Genomic DNA, 16,079 nt, shown 5'->3' with positions numbered 1-16,079 from the left:
AAACCGCCTTCGTGGAATACCGTCCGGCTGGAGCCACGTTGCGCACCGTGCCGTGAGGCATCCGGCGCGTCGGTCCACCTACTTCCCCCCTGCACTCCGGCCGAGCAGGGTGAAGCCCTCCCGTTCCACGCCAGTACAGTTGCCGATCGTCACAATCGTCAGCGGAACCGGGAGTGGGCATGAGTCGCTGGGCCGAGGTCGTCGTCACCAGGAGCCGATGGGTACTGGCGATCGTGCTGCTCGTCGTGCTCTTCGCCGGAGCGTGGGGCGTCGGGATCTTCGGCAAGCTGACCGGCACGGGTTACTACGACCCCAACAGCGAGGCCGTCGAGGTCGAGCAGATCATCTACGAGAACTTCGGCTCGCAGGCCGCGGACATCATCGCGCTGTACACCGCGCCCGAGGGGCGCACGATCGACGACATCCGTCCCGACATCGAGAGAACCCTCGCCGAGTTCCAGGACGCGGTCCCCGCCGAGTCGATCCAGACCTACTGGACCGCTCCTCCTCCGATGAACCAGCTGCTGCTGTCGACCGACCAGCGCAGCGTGGGCGCATCGATCACCCTCGGCGCGAACTCCGGGCTGAACGCCTCGACCTTCCCCGACGCACTCGACCTGCTCGAGGTCCCCGGCGTGGAGTCGCAGTTCGCCGGCAACACCGTGGTCGCGATCGAGTTCACCGACACCCTGGAGAGCGACCTCGTCCGATCCGAACTCATCGCGATACCCATCACGCTGGTGCTGCTGGTGTTCATCTTCGGCGGTGTCATCGCCGCCGCGGTTCCGGTATTCGTGGGCGTGCTCGCGATCTTCTCGTCCCTCGCCACCCTGCGCCTGCTGTCGAACTTCACCGAGGTGTCGTCGTACGCACTGAACATCACCTCGCTGATCGGCCTGGGTCTGGCCATCGACTACGGATTGTTCATCGTCAGCCGCTACCGCGAGGAGCTCGCGGCCGGCTCGGACGTTGCATCGGCGGTCAAGCGGACGATGGCCACTGCCGGTCACACCGTGATGTTCTCCGCCGCCCTGCTGGTCTGCGCGTTCGCGGGCATGCTCGTCTTCCCGCAGACGGTGCTGCGGTCGCTCGGTCTCGGCGCCATGGCCGCCGTCCTCGGTGCTGCCGTGCTGTCGCTGACCGCGGTCCCCGCGCTGCTGGCGATGCTCGGCCACCGCATCAACGCGTGGACCTGGGACCGCGAGACCTCCACACGCGCCGAAGCGCGGGCGCGCCGCTTCTGGGGCGGGGTCGTGCGCAAGGTTGTGCGTCGTCCCGCCCTGATCGCCGTGGTGATCACCGGTGGTCTGCTCGTGCTCGCGTCACCCGTGGTCGAGGCCAGGTTCGGCGAGATCGAGTACACCGCGCTGCCCGAGGACAGCGAGGCGCGCGCAGCCACCCAGACCCTGCTCGACGAGTTCCCGAGCACCGGCAACGGCGCGACACTCGTTCTGCGCGGCGAGAACGGGCAGGCCCCGGACAGCATCGCGGTCCGCACGGTGTCCACCGAGATCGCGAAGATGGACGGCATCTCGCAGACCGTCATCGTCGGGCAGGAATCCGACGTCGTGGTTCTCCAGGCGCTCTACGCGCAGGGCGTGGACGGCACCGCACGGGCGAGCGAGATCACCGGCGAACTGCGTGCCCTGGACGTGCCGGACGGCACCGATCTGCTCGTCGGCGGCGGCCGGGCCCTCGTCGACGACGCCAACCAGGCAGTCTCGGATTCGCTCCCCTGGATGATCACGATCATGGTGCTCTCGACCCTGGTGCTGCTGTTCCTGGCATTCGGGTCGGTGGCACTGCCGATCAAGGCGGTGCTCATGGCGGCACTGAGCCTCGCCGCGACCTTCGGTGTGCTGACCTGGGTGTTCCAGCTGGGACACGGCGCCTCGTGGCTGCACGTCGTGCCTTCGGCGATGGAGCCGACCTTCGTCGTCCTCATCCTTGCGGTCGTATTCGGCCTGTCCACCGACTACGAGGTGTTCCTCATGTCGCGCATGATGGAGGCCCGCGCCGCCGGGGCGTCGACGGTCGACGCCGTCGAGTACGGCATCTCCCGCACGGGACGCGTCGTCACCGCCGCCGCGCTGCTGCTGATCGTCGTCACCGGGGCCTTCACCATCTCCGGCCTGTCGATCATGCGGTTCCTCGGCGTCGGCATGATCGTCGCACTGATCATCGACGCGACGATCGTGCGCATGCTGCTCGTGCCGTCGCTCGTCAAGCTCATGGGTGAGGCCAACTGGTGGGCACCGGCCTGGATGAAGCGCGTGCACGCGAAGGTCGGGCTGGGTCACTGAGACCGCAGAATGCCGGGTCGTTGTTCGGGGCGTCTACTGCAGCGGCGTGATCATCGTCGCAACGACGGGACGCGCCGGCTTGGCGGCGGCACCGCAGCTCGCCGGCCGGGCCGGTAGTTCCGAGGTCTCCACCCCGACACGCCACGCCCGGCCGTCGCGATGGCGCACGATCGGCTCGTCGCCGTCCTCGACCGTCACGGCATCGATCGCGAAACCGGCGAGCTCTTCGCGTACCGCGATCTCGGCGGCCTGCCCGAACGCACTCCACGTGCTGCGCCCCCGTAACCCGCCGGCGTACACGTGTCCCTTCCGGGCCTCGCGTACCGCGGCGATACTGTGATCCGCGTCGAGCCGTCCGTAGGTGTAGCCGGTGGGCAGCATGATCATCGACGGCGCGAAACGATGTCCGCCGGTGTGCGAGCACTCCCACACGTCCTGCCCGAACTCGGCGGTGAGAGCGGCCGCGATCGGACGCCCCAGCACAGCGCAGCACAGGTCCCTCTTGCCGTGAGCACACACCAGGACGATCGGATCCTGCACCGCGGCCCCGATACCGGGGGCCGGACCCGCGACCACGCGAGGAACGATGTCGAGCAGCTCCGCCGGCTCGGTGATCTCGAGCCGCTCGCACCAGGTGTCCTCCGGTTCGGTGCGGGCCAGAAGGACCGTCCGGGTCTCGCGCTCCACGTCACGGCCGGGTCTCCGGATGAACAGGATCCGCACGTCCGCAGCCTGCGCCCGGGCGGACAGCTCGTCCGACAAGTCGGTGCCGAGGAAGGTGCCGTCCAGCACGTCGCGGCCCCACCCCGACGGCACCTCGAGGCACACGTAGCCCGGCGCGGTGGCGGCCGTTCCGGGTAGCGGCTCGTCGAGGGCGGACAGTGCGGAACAGGTGGTGGCGGGAATGGTGGTCACGCGGACATTGTGGCCCGGACACTCGTGGGACGGCTCGGCACCCCACGAGTGGGTCGGCCGCGACGCAGGCGTCGCAGTGCCGCGCCACCCCACATGCGCAAGAACCCCTGCGACAGGTACGCGAAGCTGCCCAGCGCCAGCACCCACTTGGTGACGCTGACGGTGGAGGTGGCCCGGACCGTCCGGTCGTCGATCCTGGTGCGGTGCTCCAGCAGGTACAGGCCGACGACGTTCTCCACGTAGTCACCCGCCGCGGCGACGACCGGTGCGGTCATCAGGATCCGGTGCGTGCGCGGCGGCAGCGGACGATGCGTGTCGAGTGATCGTGCTCCGGCCCGCAGCGCGACGGCGAAGGTCACCGGGTGCACCATGTCCCAGTAGTAGTGCCGCCGGTAGCGCTCGATCTCGTCGGGACCGAGGTTGTCGAGGACCTTCCGGTACTTCGAGGCCGAGAAGGTGGTCTGGACGGTGCCCACCGTCGAGGCCGTGGAGCCGAGAACCCGGCCGATGTTCGCCTGGGACACGAGGAAGACTGCGGCGGCACCGATGAGGAAGCGATCCGCCCGGGTGAGTGTCATGCTCGTGATGCTAGGGGTAGCGGAATTCGCGACTCTACGGAAGGGAGACCCGTGCAGATCACCGGAGCAGTCCTGGAGGAAATCGGACGTCGGCGGCGGTACGAGGAGTCCACTCCGCTCGGTGTCGACCTTCTCGAACTCGACCCACCGGGACCGGGTGAGGCGCTGGTCGAGATCGAATGCGCCGGTGTGTGCCACTCCGATCTGTCCGTGGTCGACGGCAATCGGCCCCGGCCGGTACCGATGCTTCTCGGGCACGAAGCGGCCGGTCGCATCGTCGAACTCGGTGACGAGACCACCGGCTTCTCCGTCGGCGAGCGGGTCGTCATGACCTTCATGCCACGCTGCGGTGACTGCGAGGGCTGCGCGAGCAACGGCATCCGTCCCTGCATCCCGGGATCGGCCGCGAACGCGGCAGGAACCCTGTTGTCGGGTGCCCGGCGACTGCACCGACACGGGAGCGACGTCCACCACCACCTGGGAGCCTCGGCCTTCGCGACCCATGCCGTCGTCGACACGCGGTCCCTCGTCGGTGTCGGCGACGACGTACCCGCCGAGGTCGCCGCGCTCATGGGATGCGCCGTGCTGACCGGCGGTGGCGCGGTCGTCAATGCCGCTCGCCCCCAGGCCGGGGACACGCTCGTCGTCGTCGGTCTCGGCGGAGTGGGCATGGCCGCGCTGCTCGTGGCGCTGGCCCATGACGACGTCACCGTGATCGCCGTGGACACGTCCCCGGACAAGCGGGCCACGGCCCGCGCGCTGGGCGCCGAGCACGTCTTCTCGCCGGACGAGGCCGTCGAGCAGGGTGTGAAGGCACGGCTGGTCATCGAGGCCGCGGGAAGCGTGCCCGCGCTCGCCACCTCGGTCGCGCTCACCGGACCGGGAGGCACCACGGTGACCGTCGGGCTGCCCGCACCCGACGCCCGGCTCGAGGTGTCGCCCGCGGCCCTCGTGGGCGAGGGCCGCTCGCTGGTGGGCAGCTATCTCGGCTCCGCGGTCCCGACCCGCGACATCCCCCGGTTCGTGGACATGTGGCGGGAGGGACGACTGCCGGTCGAGCGACTCGTCACCGACCGTTTGCCGCTACGCCGGATCAACGAGGCGATGGACGCGCTGGCCGACGGGGCCGCCCTGCGCCAGATCCTCACCATGGACTGATCACGTGTGTCGGATGTCGTAGTCCACCACGGCGTCTCAGATGTCGTAGTCCACGACTACCGGCGCGTGATCACTGATCCTCCGGTCCGGCGCCGGATCACGATCGGTCCCCGCCGAGATCGTGGTCCGGGCCAGCTGCGGGGTGGCGAGGTGGTAGTCGATCCGCCACCCGGAATCGGACGCGAACGAGTCCCCCAACCACGACCACCACGAATAGGGGCCATCGACCTCGGGATGCTGCCGGCGGACGACGTCGACGAGCGTCCGCGGCGACAGCAGCGAATCGAACCAGGCGCGTTCCTCCGGCAGGAAACCCTCCGCCTGCCCGCGACGCCGCCAGTTGCGGACGTCGTAACGGGTGTGAGCGACATTGAAATCGCCCATGACGAGGAACTCCCGGCCCTGGGCGCGCGCCGCGAGTCGGGTGCGGGTCAGTTGCCGGGCGAAGGCCGACAGGAACCGCATCTTGCGCTGGTAACGCACCCCGCCGTCCGGTTCGTCGCGCATGCGTCCGGGTTTCTGGAGGTGCGCCGGGAGCCCACCCTTCGGCAGGTACAGCGACGCCACGGTGACGGGTGCGTCGGCGAGGTCCACCTCGACGTATCGTCCCTCGTGGGCGAATTCGGCCAGTCCGCGCGCCAGCGGTCCCCGATCGAAGTCGATCCGGTCGACGTGTTCCTCACCGGGAAGCCGCAGCAGAGCGGTGCCGCTCCAGGTGCGCACGGCGGCCGGCTCGTGGAGCGTCAGGATCCCGACGCCGTTGCGGCCGGGCAGGATGCCCTCGTCGTACGCGAGGTGATACTTGCCGAAGACGCCCTGCGGGATCGCGGCCGCGGGGGCGCGGACCTCCTGCAGGGCCACCACATCGGGGTTGCGCTCACGCAGCCAGTCCTCGAACCCACGTCGCTGTGCGGCACGGATTCCGTTGATGTTGAAGGTCGCGATGCGCACGATCGTCGAGTCTAGGCAACCGATCGATCCGTGAGGAACGGGACGACCGCGACTGCGAAATCGCGGGCACGGTCGCGGTGGATGCTGTGCCCGCACCCGATCTCCCGCACGGATGCCGAGGGCAGTGCCTCGACTGCCGCCGTCAGGAGTCGCGGGTCGACCATGCTGCCGCGCCGTACACCGCGCAACAGCAGGGTCGGGGCGGCGACGGACGGAAGATGCTGCCACCACGTCGGATTCGGCGTGTGGAACTGGGCGACGACCGAGGGCGTCATCGAACGGTCGAATGCAGTGACCGCGCGAGGGTTGAGTGCCATGCTGGTCGCGGCGTGCCACAATTCCACGGGAGTCGGACGGTGCGCGGGCACCTCCGGCACCGGATCCCCCTCCCGCAACGGCAGGGGTGTCTCCTCCAGGACCAGCCGCCGGACGAGTCCGGGATGCTGTTGCGCGACCAGCGACCCCACGTGACCGCCCAACGAGTGCCCGACGAGGTCGACGGCATCGACGCCGAGATGGGTGCACAGTCCGGCGACGTCGGCGGCGAACTCACCGAAGCGGTACGAGGCGGCCCGGCCACTACGTCCGTGTCCGCGTAAGTCGACGGTGATCACCCGCCGGCCCGCCTTCACCAGAGACGCGGCGAAGCGGGTCCACGTACGCCCGTCGCCACCCAGACCGTGCACCAACAGTACGGGCACGGAACGGGCGGCAGCGGGCATCGTGAAGTCGCGATATGCGACGGCGACCCCGTTCGGCGCGGCGGTGAGGACCGGAGATCTCATGATGTTCGAGCCTACTCAGTCGTAGACGCCTTCCACCCGCCAGCCGTCGGCGCCGAAGAACACCAGCAACGCCCGTGATTCCTCGAGCAGCACCTGCAGGCGGGCTGCGCACCGAGCTGCGGTCGGATCCCACCAGTACTCGTCCACCGGCCACGGACCGGCCCATCCGATCACCGCCCAGCTGCGACTTCCCCATCGCAGCCGAGCGGGTGACCCGCTGAGCAGACCGCGCTCGGTCACCGAGACCGGATTCCCCACGTCGTCGTCCAGACGGATCGCGGGAGGTGTGTGCAACACCAGCGCGGGAGCCGGGGGCGGCAGCCGGCCCGGCCAAGGTGCGTCCGGGTCGGAGTGCGGTATCGCCTCGTCGCCGACGGGCACGAGGACGATCCGTTCGGTGGGTCCCCGGCCACCGCCGAGCACTCCGATCCGGACGGCATCCCCACCGAGCAGACCCTGCACCCGGACGAGTGCCCGACGTGCCCGTTCGTCCTCGTCGCCGACACCGCCCCACAAGCCGAGTTGCAGCGCACCGGCGGCCACGACCTCGACCGGTTCGAGCCGCAGCAGCACGATTCCCGCCGTGGGCCGGTTCGTGTTGCGACCTGTGAGCCACCCGTCGAGCTGCCACCGCACACGATCGGCCGTGCCCTCGGGGGTGAGTGGCTCGGCGCAGCGCCAGGTGCGTGCGAGTTCCTCCCCGGCCCCGGTGCGCGCCGTCACGAGCAGCCGCGTGCACGCGACTCCCGCTGCTGCGAGCCGGGTATGGAGCAGTTCGGCGAGAGCGCGACCGGCGAAGGCCGCAACGTCGACCCGTTCCACCGGCGGGTCGCAGGGATGCTCCACCGTCAGATCCGGAGGGATCGGCCGCGCCGAGGGGGGACGTTCCGGCAGCCCCCGCGCGCTCCGGTGCGCAGCGACGACGTCCGCGTCGAACCGTGACGCCACGTCGACCGGGGACAATGAGGCGAACGCTCCGATGGTGCGAATACCGAGGCGGCGCAACAGGTCCACCGTGTCGGCCCGTCGGGGAGCTGCCAGCGCCGGCTCCACCGCGAGATACGAGACGGGTAGCGGTGCGAGGAACTCGGCGCACCGTCCCGGCGGTATCAGCGCATTCCGTCTCGCGGCGAGCACTGCGGTGGACAACTCGTCGGCGAGACCGATCTGGCATTCCACTCCGGTCGCTGCGACCGCGTCGATCAGGGCTTCCGCGGCGACCTCCTCCGAACCGAACCACCGGACCACACCGCGCGCGGCGAGCACCACCAGACCCGGACGCAGCACCTCCACGCCCGGGGCCACCGCATCGATCGCGACCACCACCGCCTCGAACGCCCTCGCCTCCAGATCCGGATCCGAGCGGGCCACATGCAGTTCCGGGCAGCGGGCCTGGGCCTCACGCCGCCTCAGGCCGCGCCGGACCCCCGCGGCCCGCGCCGAGGCCGAACAGGCGACGACGCGATTCGCCGAGACCACCGCGATCGGGACGGTCGCGGGTAACTCCGCGGCGGTGGCAGCGGCCACCGCGGGCCAGTCGGGGCACCAGAGGGCCACGACCCGCGCGGGCGCCCATCGAGGGGGCGAGTCGTTCACCGGACCGCTTTACGGAAACGTCCGTCCTCCAGCCGGTTCCGCTCGGCGCTCGTCCACTCGACGGCACTGCGGTCGGCGCACACCTCGACGCGGGTGGCACTCGGAGGGAATGCCCGTCCGTGGGCCCGGACCGACAGCCGGGTCGCGCACAGCCGGTCCCTGCCGGGACCGTCCACACCCCGATAACCGTCGACCCGCGCCTCCAGTCGCACGTGGGCCCCCTCCCAGCGACCGTCCGTGACCACGAGAACGGACTGCTTGCTCCGCACCCGGGCGGCGACCGCGCGAGCACGGGAAGGAGGAACCGACGCTCCGCCGAGTCCCAGCACCACCAGGTCGATCCCGTCGAGCAGCACCGCGGCGATCTCCACGGGATCCGGTCCCGGATCGGGGATCACCGCCAACCGGTGCAATCGGGCGCCCATCTCCGCGGCGGCGAGCAGACCCAACCGGCGCTGACCGATCACGGCGGCGTACCCACCGGAGGCCGTCACGGACGCGAGCATCCCGAGGAGAAGCGAGGTTGCACCGGAGACGGAGACGATGCTCCCCCGCGCCAGGCCGCCCTGCGGTAACAGTTCCGCGAGAGGATCCGGGACGGGCAGGATGCGGTCGGAGGCGGTTTCGACCCGGCCTCGCGCGACGGACTGTTCCTCGCCGCGTGCCGGCACTGCCGCGATACGACGCCGCAACGCCTCGATCCGCTTCGCGCGACCCGCTTCCTCGTCGTCCACCGGAAATTCGGCCACCTCACCCACTGTCACCCCTGTCATCCGCCTGCCGCCTGACACACACGACCGGCCGACCACGGGGAAGTCGTGGCCCGGCTCGAACTCTATTCGAACATACTTTCGATCTTCATCAAGTAGACCCGACTCCACTCCCTTCCGTCAAGTCGACACGCCATCCTCCCGAGCGAGGACTACAGTGCAGCTCACACGCCTTTCGGCCGGGCCGACCACCTCCGATCGACTACTCTCGATCGAGTGGCGGAGCAGGCGTGGGCAGGACGGGCCGTAGGGCCGGATCACTTGGTGGCCGGTCGATATCGGCTCGATTCCAAGCTCGGAGGTGGCGGCATGGGTGCCGTCTGGCTCGCGCGCGACAACCGCCTGGGCCGGGACGTCGCCGTCAAACAGGTGATCTCCACCGCCGACCTCGATCCCGACGAAGCCGAGGATCTCCGTCGCCGTGCGCTCCGGGAAGGCCGGGCGGCCGCCCAGCTCGCCCACGAGCACGCCATCTCGATGTACGACATGGCACTGCACTACGGCGAGCCGTGGCTCGTCATGGAACACCTGCCGTCCCGCAGCCTGGCCCAGGTGATGAACGTCGTCGACACCCTCCCGCCGTACGTGGTGGCGCAGATCGGCGCGAACGTCGCCGACGCCCTCACCGCCGCGCACGCCGCCGGAATCGTCCACCGCGACGTCAAACCCGGCAACATCCTCATCGCCGAGCGTGGCCGCGACGCCGGCATCGTGAAGATCAGCGACTTCGGTATCGCCCGCGCGAAGGGCGACAACGATCCCGAGGGCGTGATCATCGGAACCCCGGCCTATTTCGCTCCCGAGGTCGCACGCGGCAACGACCCCACCGAGGCCAGCGACGTGTTCTCGCTCGGCGCGACCCTCTACACCGCGGTCGAGGGGCAGCCGCCCTTCGGTTTCGAGACCGACTCGATCGCGTTGCTGCACCGGGTCGCCCGGGCCGAGATCATCATGCCCAGGCACACGGGTCCGCTCACCGAACCCCTGCTCGAGATGCTCCAACCCGATCCGTCGCGGCGCCCGACGATGGCGCAGGCACGCGATCTCCTCGCCCGTGTGGTCCTCGGACCGGGCGGATCCGCAGCAGCCCTGCGCGGCCGTCCCATCCAGAACGAGGACGGCACGATCCCGTCGTGGGCGCAACGCTCCGCCCACTTCGTCGAACCCTCGCGCCCCCGCGGTTCCTTCGCCGACCGGTCCCTCGGCGCCGCGACGCAGGCCCACGGGGGCGCGAAGAGATCGGCACAGGGTTTCGCCCCGGCCGCCCTGCTCGAGCGCCTGCTCCCGAAGGGCCCGGTCCCCGACAACCCGCAGGACCGCATCGTCGCCTATGCGCCCCTGGCGATGGCGGCGATGGTCGCGGTGATCCTGGTGGCACTGCTCGTCGCCGTCGTCATCGCGCTGGTCGTCTGATCCGACGCCACCGCATCCGATCTCACTGCGCCGCGACGGCTGAGTAGTTCTCGCCGGCGATCCCGCGCACGAGCGACGAGAACTGCACTTCCGACGTCACGCTCAGTCGATACGCCGCCGGTGCGCCCAGCGTGTCAGTGCATTGCGGTTGGACTGCTGCGTCTTGCGCAGGACGTTCGACGCGTGCGTCTCGACGGTCTTCACCGAGATCACGAGTTCCTCGGCGATCTCGCGGTAGGTGTAACCGCGAGCCAGCAGACGTAGCACCTCGAGTTCTCGCGGGGTCAGCGAGTCGAGTTCGGGATCGAGGGGCGGTTCCGGCGCGGAGGACCGACCGGTGAACGAGTCGAGCACGAAACCGGCCAGGCGCGGACTGAACACGGCGTCTCCCCCGGCGACCCGTCGCACGGCATCGGCCAGATCCGGACCGGAGATCGTCTTCGTCACGTACCCGCGCGCCCCGGCCCGGATGACGGCGATGACGTCCTCGGCCGCGTCGGACACGCTGAGCGCCAGACACACCGGGCCGTCGGGGATCCGCTGGAGGACGGCGACACCGCCGCCGTCCGGCATGTGGACGTCGAGGAGCACGACATCCGGCTTGGTCGCCTCGATCCCGGCCACGGCCTCGGCGACTCCTCCGGCCTCGCCGACGATCTCCATGTCGGCCTCGCGTCCCAGTTCGGTGCGCACGCCGGAGCGGAAGACGGCGTGGTCGTCCACCAGGAAGACACGATAGGGACGGTTGTTCTCGGTGGCATCGGACGATGTCGCCGGAATCGAAGTCACTGTGTCTGCTCCTCGGGGTGGGGGTCGGTCACCCCCCACTCTAAGGTCGACTCGGTGTCCTGTTCGCGTTCGGCGTCCGTCCGGCCTGCGCGCGGCACGTGGATGCGTACCTCGGTTCCCTTTCCGGGACTCGACTTCACGACGGTGCGGCCACCGCGACGTTCGATCCTCGCCCGGATCGACTTGGCCAGCCCCTGTCGGTCGGCGGGAACGTTGTCGGGATCGAACCCGACGCCGCGATCGCGCACGAACACGCTCACCTGGTGCGGTTCCACCTCCGCGAACAGATCCACACTCTCCACCGCGGCGTGCTTGGCGGCGTTGACGAGCGCCTCGCGGGTCGCGCCGAGCACGGCGGTCGCGGCCTCGGGGGTCAGATCGCTGTCGTCCGGCGCGATGTCGCCGACGATGACGGGTTCGACCGACAGGCCGTACTGGTCCTCCACCTCACCGGCGATGGTGCGCAACGTCTCGGCGAGCGAGGTGCTCGGCGTCTCGTCCCCTCCGAACAGCCAGCGGCGCAGTTCGCGTTCCTGACTGCGCGCCAGTCGCACGACCTCCTGCTGGTCGCCGGCCTGCTTCTGGATGAGTGCGAGCGTCTGGAGCACCGAGTCGTGCAGGTGCGACGCGATCTCCTCGCGCTCCTCGTTGCGCACCCGGGCGGCGCGCTCGGTCTCGAGCGCACGCCACATCCGGATCCACAGCGGCACCGACAGCAGCGCGGCACCGACCAGCGTGACCACCACCGCCACCAGCGACGAGCGCAGCGCCGCGACGTCGACCTGCGCGATGACCATCACCCCGAGTCCGGTGACGACGAGGGTCAGGCCACCGAGCACGCGAGCCCAGGTGAGGACCGTCGGGTGGGCGGGCAGCCCGAGCACCGATCTGGGTCCTTCGATGTCGAACTCGCGCCACACGAGCGCCGCACCCACGACGACCACGACGATCGGGAACACCACACCGGCGGCACCACCGCTGAACAGCCACGAAAGACCCACCGCCAGTCCGACACCCATGAAGGCGAGGCCGATGGCGCGACGACGTTCGGGGCCGGTGGGGCGATCGGTGTCGGAGCCCGGGGGCACGAACATCCACAGCAGGCCGTAGGCCGCGATCCCGAATCCGCCGAGGGCGGCGAGCACCGTGAACGCGACCCGCACCTTGGTGGCGTCGATGCCGAGATGGTCGGCGACACCGCCGGCCACACCACCCACGATGCGACCGCCCACCCGCCGTTCGAGGCGGGGAACGGTCACGGGTAATCCAGGTACCGGTTGCACACTTCGATACTGGCACGGAGATCGCCGGCCCGGCATCGGGGACGGACCCTGATGTCCGGACTCCGATCGGGTCCCGGAAATCAGGGTCGGTCCCTGATGTGCCGCGCGTGGAAGCCCAGCAGGATGGGTGCCATGGACACGAGGAGCTTTCAGGACCAGGTGGCGGACATGTGGCGGACCCGCCCCGTGCGTCTGCCGAAGGAGGGACACATCGCGGGGGTGTGCTCGGGTATCGGAGTGCGCTACGGCGTCGATCCCGTGCTGATCCGTGTCGTCTTCGTCGCCTCGGCGCTGTTCGGCGGTGGCGGTCTGGTCCTCTATCTGGCGGCCTGGCTGCTGTTCCCCCGTCACGGCGACCAGGTCGCCCCACTCGAATCGCTCGTCGGGCGGGGTGCGAGCTCGGACTCGACCACCAAGGTCGTCGTGATCCTCGTGGCCCTCGCGATCGCGGCAGGTGCCATCGGACCGGTGGGCGCAGGCTCGGGTGGTTCCGGGTTCATCGGAACACTGCTGATGCTCGGCGGATGGTGGCTGCTCTACCAGCGACGTCCGGAGCCGCCCCTGTTGCCGGCACCGGAAGGATCGTCCTTCTCGACCCAACCGGCCTTTCCTCAGCCTCCGGTGACGAACCCGTACCACTCCCCGTGGAGCGCACACACCGGTGCATGGAACATGCACACGGGTCCGACAGCCGCGGAGACACCGGCCGGTGAGGCGACCGGCCCCGAGACGATCGGCACAGAGACGACCACGCCTTCGCAGACCGCCGACACGACGGAGGTCGTGAACATCACCGGCGCAACCGACCCCACGGAGAGGCAGACGTCCCCGATGCCCGACCTACGCAAGGACACCGACGCTCCGCTGCCGGGTGTCGACGCGCTCTCGCCCCAACGACCGTCCCCGCCGGCATGGGATCCCCTCGGGGTCGCCCCGTTCGCGTGGGATCTGCCCGAACCCGCACCGAAACACGAACCTGCGGTCGTCACGAACCGGCGTTCGCGTCTGACCACCACGGTCCTCGGTCTGGCCGTGATCGCCGCTGCCGTGACCGGCGCCCTCGGCGCCGCCGCCGACCTGGCCTGGGTGACCCCGGCCCGGGTGGGTGCCGTGGCCCTCGCGGTCATCGGTCTGGGCCTGTTGGTCGGCGCGTTCCTGCACCGCGGTCACGGACTTCTCGTGGTGACCGGGCCTCTGCTCGGCTTCGTCGTGCTCGCATCGATCGCCGGACCGGTCGACACCTCGAACTGGGGCAGCCGGACCTGGGCGCCGACGAACGCGGACCAGCTGCAGGCCGAGTACAGCTCTCAGTTCGGTGCAATGACCCTCGACCTCCGACGACTCGAACTCACCGAGGACCGCACGGTGCAGGTCGACGGCCGGTTCGGCAGCGTCGAGGTGCTGCTGCCGGAGAACCTCGACGTCCGCGCCGACTGCACGATCGGCCCGGGTGAGATCAAGGGATGCCCCGGTCCCGGCATCGACGGCGGTGCGGACGGAGTGGACGACGGGCCGGTCCTGAACCTGAACGCGAACATGGAATTCGGATCTCTGGAGGTGCGTCGTGGCTGATCACGAAACCGGAACCCACACCGAGGATCGGACCGAGCGCACCCGCAAGGGACCGTCGCTCCTGCTCCTGCTGGCCGCACTGGCAGCGCTGGTCGTGAGCGGATGGGCCATGATCGGACCGTTCTCGGTCGATTTCCTCGCTGCCGTCGACCTCGGGTGGGTCCTGGTGGGCGCGGCACTGCTGATCGGAGCAGTGCTGGTCTTCCTCCCCAACCGCCGGAGATAGCGACCCCACCTACGCGACGTTCCCCGGACCGAATCGGTCCGGGGAACGTCGTCGTCTCACCGCTTCCGGCGAGCGAGGATCACTCCCACGCGGTCACACGCGAGCGAGGATCACTCCCACTCGATGGTTCCCGGGGGCTTGCTCGTCACGTCGAGCACCACGCGGTTGACCTCCGCCACCTCGTTGGTGATACGGGTGGAAATCCGCTCGAGGGTCTCGTAGGGCAGGCGCGTCCAGTCGGCGGTCATCGCGTCCTCGCTCGACACCGGGCGCAGCACGATCGGGTGACCGTAGGTGCGGCCGTCGCCCTGCACGCCCACGCTGCGGACGTCGGCGAGCAGCACGACCGGGCACTGCCAGATCTGTCCGTCGAGACCGGCGGACGTGAGCTCCTCGCGGGCGATCGAGTCGGCGCGGCGCAGGATTTCGAGGCGCTCGCGGGTGACCTCGCCGATGATGCGGATGCCCAGACCGGGGCCGGGGAACGGCTGGCGTCCGACGATCTCCTCGGGCAGGCCGAGCTGACGCCCGACCGCACGCACCTCGTCCTTGAACAGCAGGCGCAACGGTTCGACGAGCTCGAACTCGAGGTCTTCGGGAAGCCCACCGACGTTGTGGTGGCTCTTGATGTTCGCGGTACCGGAGCCTCCGCCGGACTCCACGACGTCCGGGTAGAGAGTGCCCTGCACGAGGAACTTCACGGTCTCGCCCTTGTCGGCACCCTCGCCGAGAACCTCGGCGACCGCGCCCTCGAAGGAGCGGATGAACTCGCGGCCGATGATCTTGCGCTTGGTCTCGGGATCGGTGACACCGGCGAGCTCGCGCAGGAACGTCTCGGACGCGTCGACGGTGATCAGACGGGCACCGGTCGCGGCGACGAAGTCCTTCTCGACCTGCTGACGTTCGCCCTCGCGCATGAGGCCGTGGTCGACGAAGACACAGGTCAGACGGTCGCCGATGGCACGCTGCACCAGCGCGGCAGCCACGGCGGAGTCGACACCACCGGACAGGCCGCAGATGGCACGACCGTCGCCGATCTGCTCACGGATCTGCTCGACGAGCGCGTCGGCGATGTTCGCGGCGGTCCAGTCGCCCGGGATCCCGGCGATGTCGTGCAGGAATCGGCTGAGCACCTGCTGGCCGTGGGGCGAATGCAGCACCTCGGGGTGGTACTGGACGCCGGCGAGCCGGCGGGCCCGGTCCTCGAACGCCGCGACCGGAGCACCGGCGCTGGTCGCCGTGACCTCGAAGCCCTCCGGCGCCTCGGTGACACCGTCGCCGTGGCTCATCCACACGGGCTGAGTCTCGGGCAGGCCGTCGTGCAGCACGCCGCCGGCCACCGACAGTTCGGTCCGGCCGTACTCGCGCGAACCGGTGTGCGCGACCGTGCCGCCGAGCGCCTGCGCCATGGCCTGGAAGCCGTAGCAGATGCCGAAGACGGGGACGTCGAGGTCGAACAGTGTGGGATCGAGGCGCGGTGCGCCTTCCTCGTACACGCTCGCAGGGCCACCGGACAGCACCACTGCGCGCGGGTTCTTCGCTGCGATCTCCTCGACACCGGCCGTGTGCGGCACGACCTCCGAGTAGACGTTGGCCTCACGCACGCGGCGAGCGATCAGCTGCGCGTACTGAGCTCCGAAATCGACGACGACGACCGGTCTGGACTGCTGGCTTTGCGACGACACCCGAACAGTCTAAGCGGCCGCGCCGGGTGATCCCGACGCGGCCGCTCATCCGGTC

Annotated in this window: 14 protein-coding genes; 5 read left to right on the top strand and 9 right to left on the bottom strand. The window is 69.8% G+C overall.

Annotation, left to right across the window (positions count from 1 at the left end; all coding sequences use genetic code 11):
- Positions 1 to 179: 179 nt before the first annotated feature.
- Entirely contained in the window at positions 180 to 2,303 is a 2,124-nt protein-coding gene (locus GON09_RS00775) for an MMPL family transporter (protein WP_213930173.1), read from the top strand.
- Positions 2,304 to 2,336: 33 nt separating this feature from the next.
- Here GON09_RS00775 and GON09_RS00770 read toward each other — a convergent pair whose 3' ends face one another.
- A complete protein-coding gene (locus tag GON09_RS00770) occupies positions 2,337 to 3,209 on the bottom strand; it encodes a sucrase ferredoxin (RefSeq protein WP_374195371.1) in 873 nt (290 codons plus the stop codon).
- A 5-nt stretch (positions 3,210 to 3,214) separates the two neighbouring features.
- Positions 3,215 to 3,796, bottom strand: a complete 582-nt coding sequence (locus tag GON09_RS00765; RefSeq protein WP_213930171.1) for a hypothetical protein — start codon at positions 3,794 to 3,796, stop codon at positions 3,215 to 3,217.
- A gap of 51 nt (positions 3,797 to 3,847) precedes the next feature.
- On the opposite strand from GON09_RS00765, the gene GON09_RS00760 reads away from it, so the two are divergent.
- Positions 3,848 to 4,954, top strand: a complete 1,107-nt coding sequence (locus GON09_RS00760) for an alcohol dehydrogenase catalytic domain-containing protein (RefSeq protein ID WP_213930170.1) — start codon at positions 3,848 to 3,850, stop codon at positions 4,952 to 4,954.
- A gap of 36 nt (positions 4,955 to 4,990) precedes the next feature.
- Here the strand turns inward: GON09_RS00760 and GON09_RS00755 are convergent, their stop codons facing one another.
- From GON09_RS00755 to GON09_RS00740, 4 genes are read right to left on the bottom strand one after another with little or no spacing between them, the layout of a single operon-like run.
- Complete coding sequence (locus tag GON09_RS00755) at positions 4,991 to 5,905, bottom strand: exodeoxyribonuclease III (protein ID WP_213930169.1); 915 nt, start codon at positions 5,903 to 5,905, stop codon at positions 4,991 to 4,993.
- An 11-nt stretch (positions 5,906 to 5,916) separates the two neighbouring features.
- Positions 5,917 to 6,690: an alpha/beta fold hydrolase gene (locus tag GON09_RS00750; protein ID WP_213930168.1), complete on the bottom strand. Its 774-nt coding sequence runs from the start codon at positions 6,688 to 6,690 to the stop codon at positions 5,917 to 5,919.
- Positions 6,691 to 6,705: 15 nt separating this feature from the next.
- Positions 6,706 to 8,286: a DNA polymerase Y family protein gene (locus GON09_RS00745; RefSeq protein WP_213930167.1), complete on the bottom strand. Its 1,581-nt coding sequence runs from the start codon at positions 8,284 to 8,286 to the stop codon at positions 6,706 to 6,708.
- Positions 8,283 to 9,044, bottom strand: a complete 762-nt coding sequence (locus GON09_RS00740) for a hypothetical protein (protein ID WP_213934200.1) — start codon at positions 9,042 to 9,044, stop codon at positions 8,283 to 8,285. The genes GON09_RS00745 and GON09_RS00740 overlap by 4 nt, the downstream gene beginning before the upstream one ends.
- 276 nt (positions 9,045 to 9,320) lie before the next feature.
- Here GON09_RS00740 and GON09_RS00735 point away from each other — a divergent pair, with 276 nt between their 5' ends.
- Positions 9,321 to 10,469, top strand: coding sequence for a serine/threonine-protein kinase (locus tag GON09_RS00735; RefSeq protein ID WP_213934199.1), 1,149 nt, complete (start codon positions 9,321 to 9,323; stop codon positions 10,467 to 10,469).
- Between the two features lie 102 nt (positions 10,470 to 10,571).
- On the opposite strand, the gene GON09_RS00730 is transcribed toward GON09_RS00735, so the two are convergent.
- Entirely contained in the window at positions 10,572 to 11,258 is a 687-nt protein-coding gene (locus GON09_RS00730) for a response regulator (RefSeq protein WP_213930166.1), read from the bottom strand.
- On the bottom strand, positions 11,255 to 12,577 hold the full coding sequence (locus GON09_RS00725; RefSeq protein WP_213930165.1) for an ATP-binding protein: 1,323 nt from the start codon (positions 12,575 to 12,577) through the stop codon (positions 11,255 to 11,257). Before GON09_RS00725 ends, GON09_RS00730 begins: the two co-directional genes overlap by 4 nt.
- Before the next feature lie 96 nt (positions 12,578 to 12,673).
- On the opposite strand from GON09_RS00725, the gene GON09_RS00720 reads away from it, so the two are divergent.
- A complete protein-coding gene (locus GON09_RS00720) occupies positions 12,674 to 14,113 on the top strand; it encodes a PspC domain-containing protein (protein ID WP_213930164.1) in 1,440 nt (479 codons plus the stop codon).
- Positions 14,106 to 14,339, top strand: coding sequence for a hypothetical protein (locus GON09_RS00715; protein ID WP_213930163.1), 234 nt, complete (start codon positions 14,106 to 14,108; stop codon positions 14,337 to 14,339). Before GON09_RS00720 ends, GON09_RS00715 begins: the two co-directional genes overlap by 8 nt.
- A 110-nt stretch (positions 14,340 to 14,449) precedes the next feature.
- Here GON09_RS00715 and guaA read toward each other — a convergent pair whose 3' ends face one another.
- Positions 14,450 to 16,024 (bottom strand): glutamine-hydrolyzing GMP synthase, encoded by a 1,575-nt coding sequence (gene guaA / locus GON09_RS00710; RefSeq protein WP_213930162.1) that lies wholly within the window; start codon positions 16,022 to 16,024, stop codon positions 14,450 to 14,452.
- Positions 16,025 to 16,079 lie beyond the last annotated feature (55 nt).

The sequence above is a fragment of the Rhodococcus sp. B50 genome, assembly GCF_013602415.1.
Lineage (GTDB): Bacteria > Actinomycetota > Actinomycetes > Mycobacteriales > Mycobacteriaceae > Rhodococcus.
Note: the sequence above shows the minus strand (reverse complement) of the source record. Positions and strands in the feature narration are given on the sequence as shown.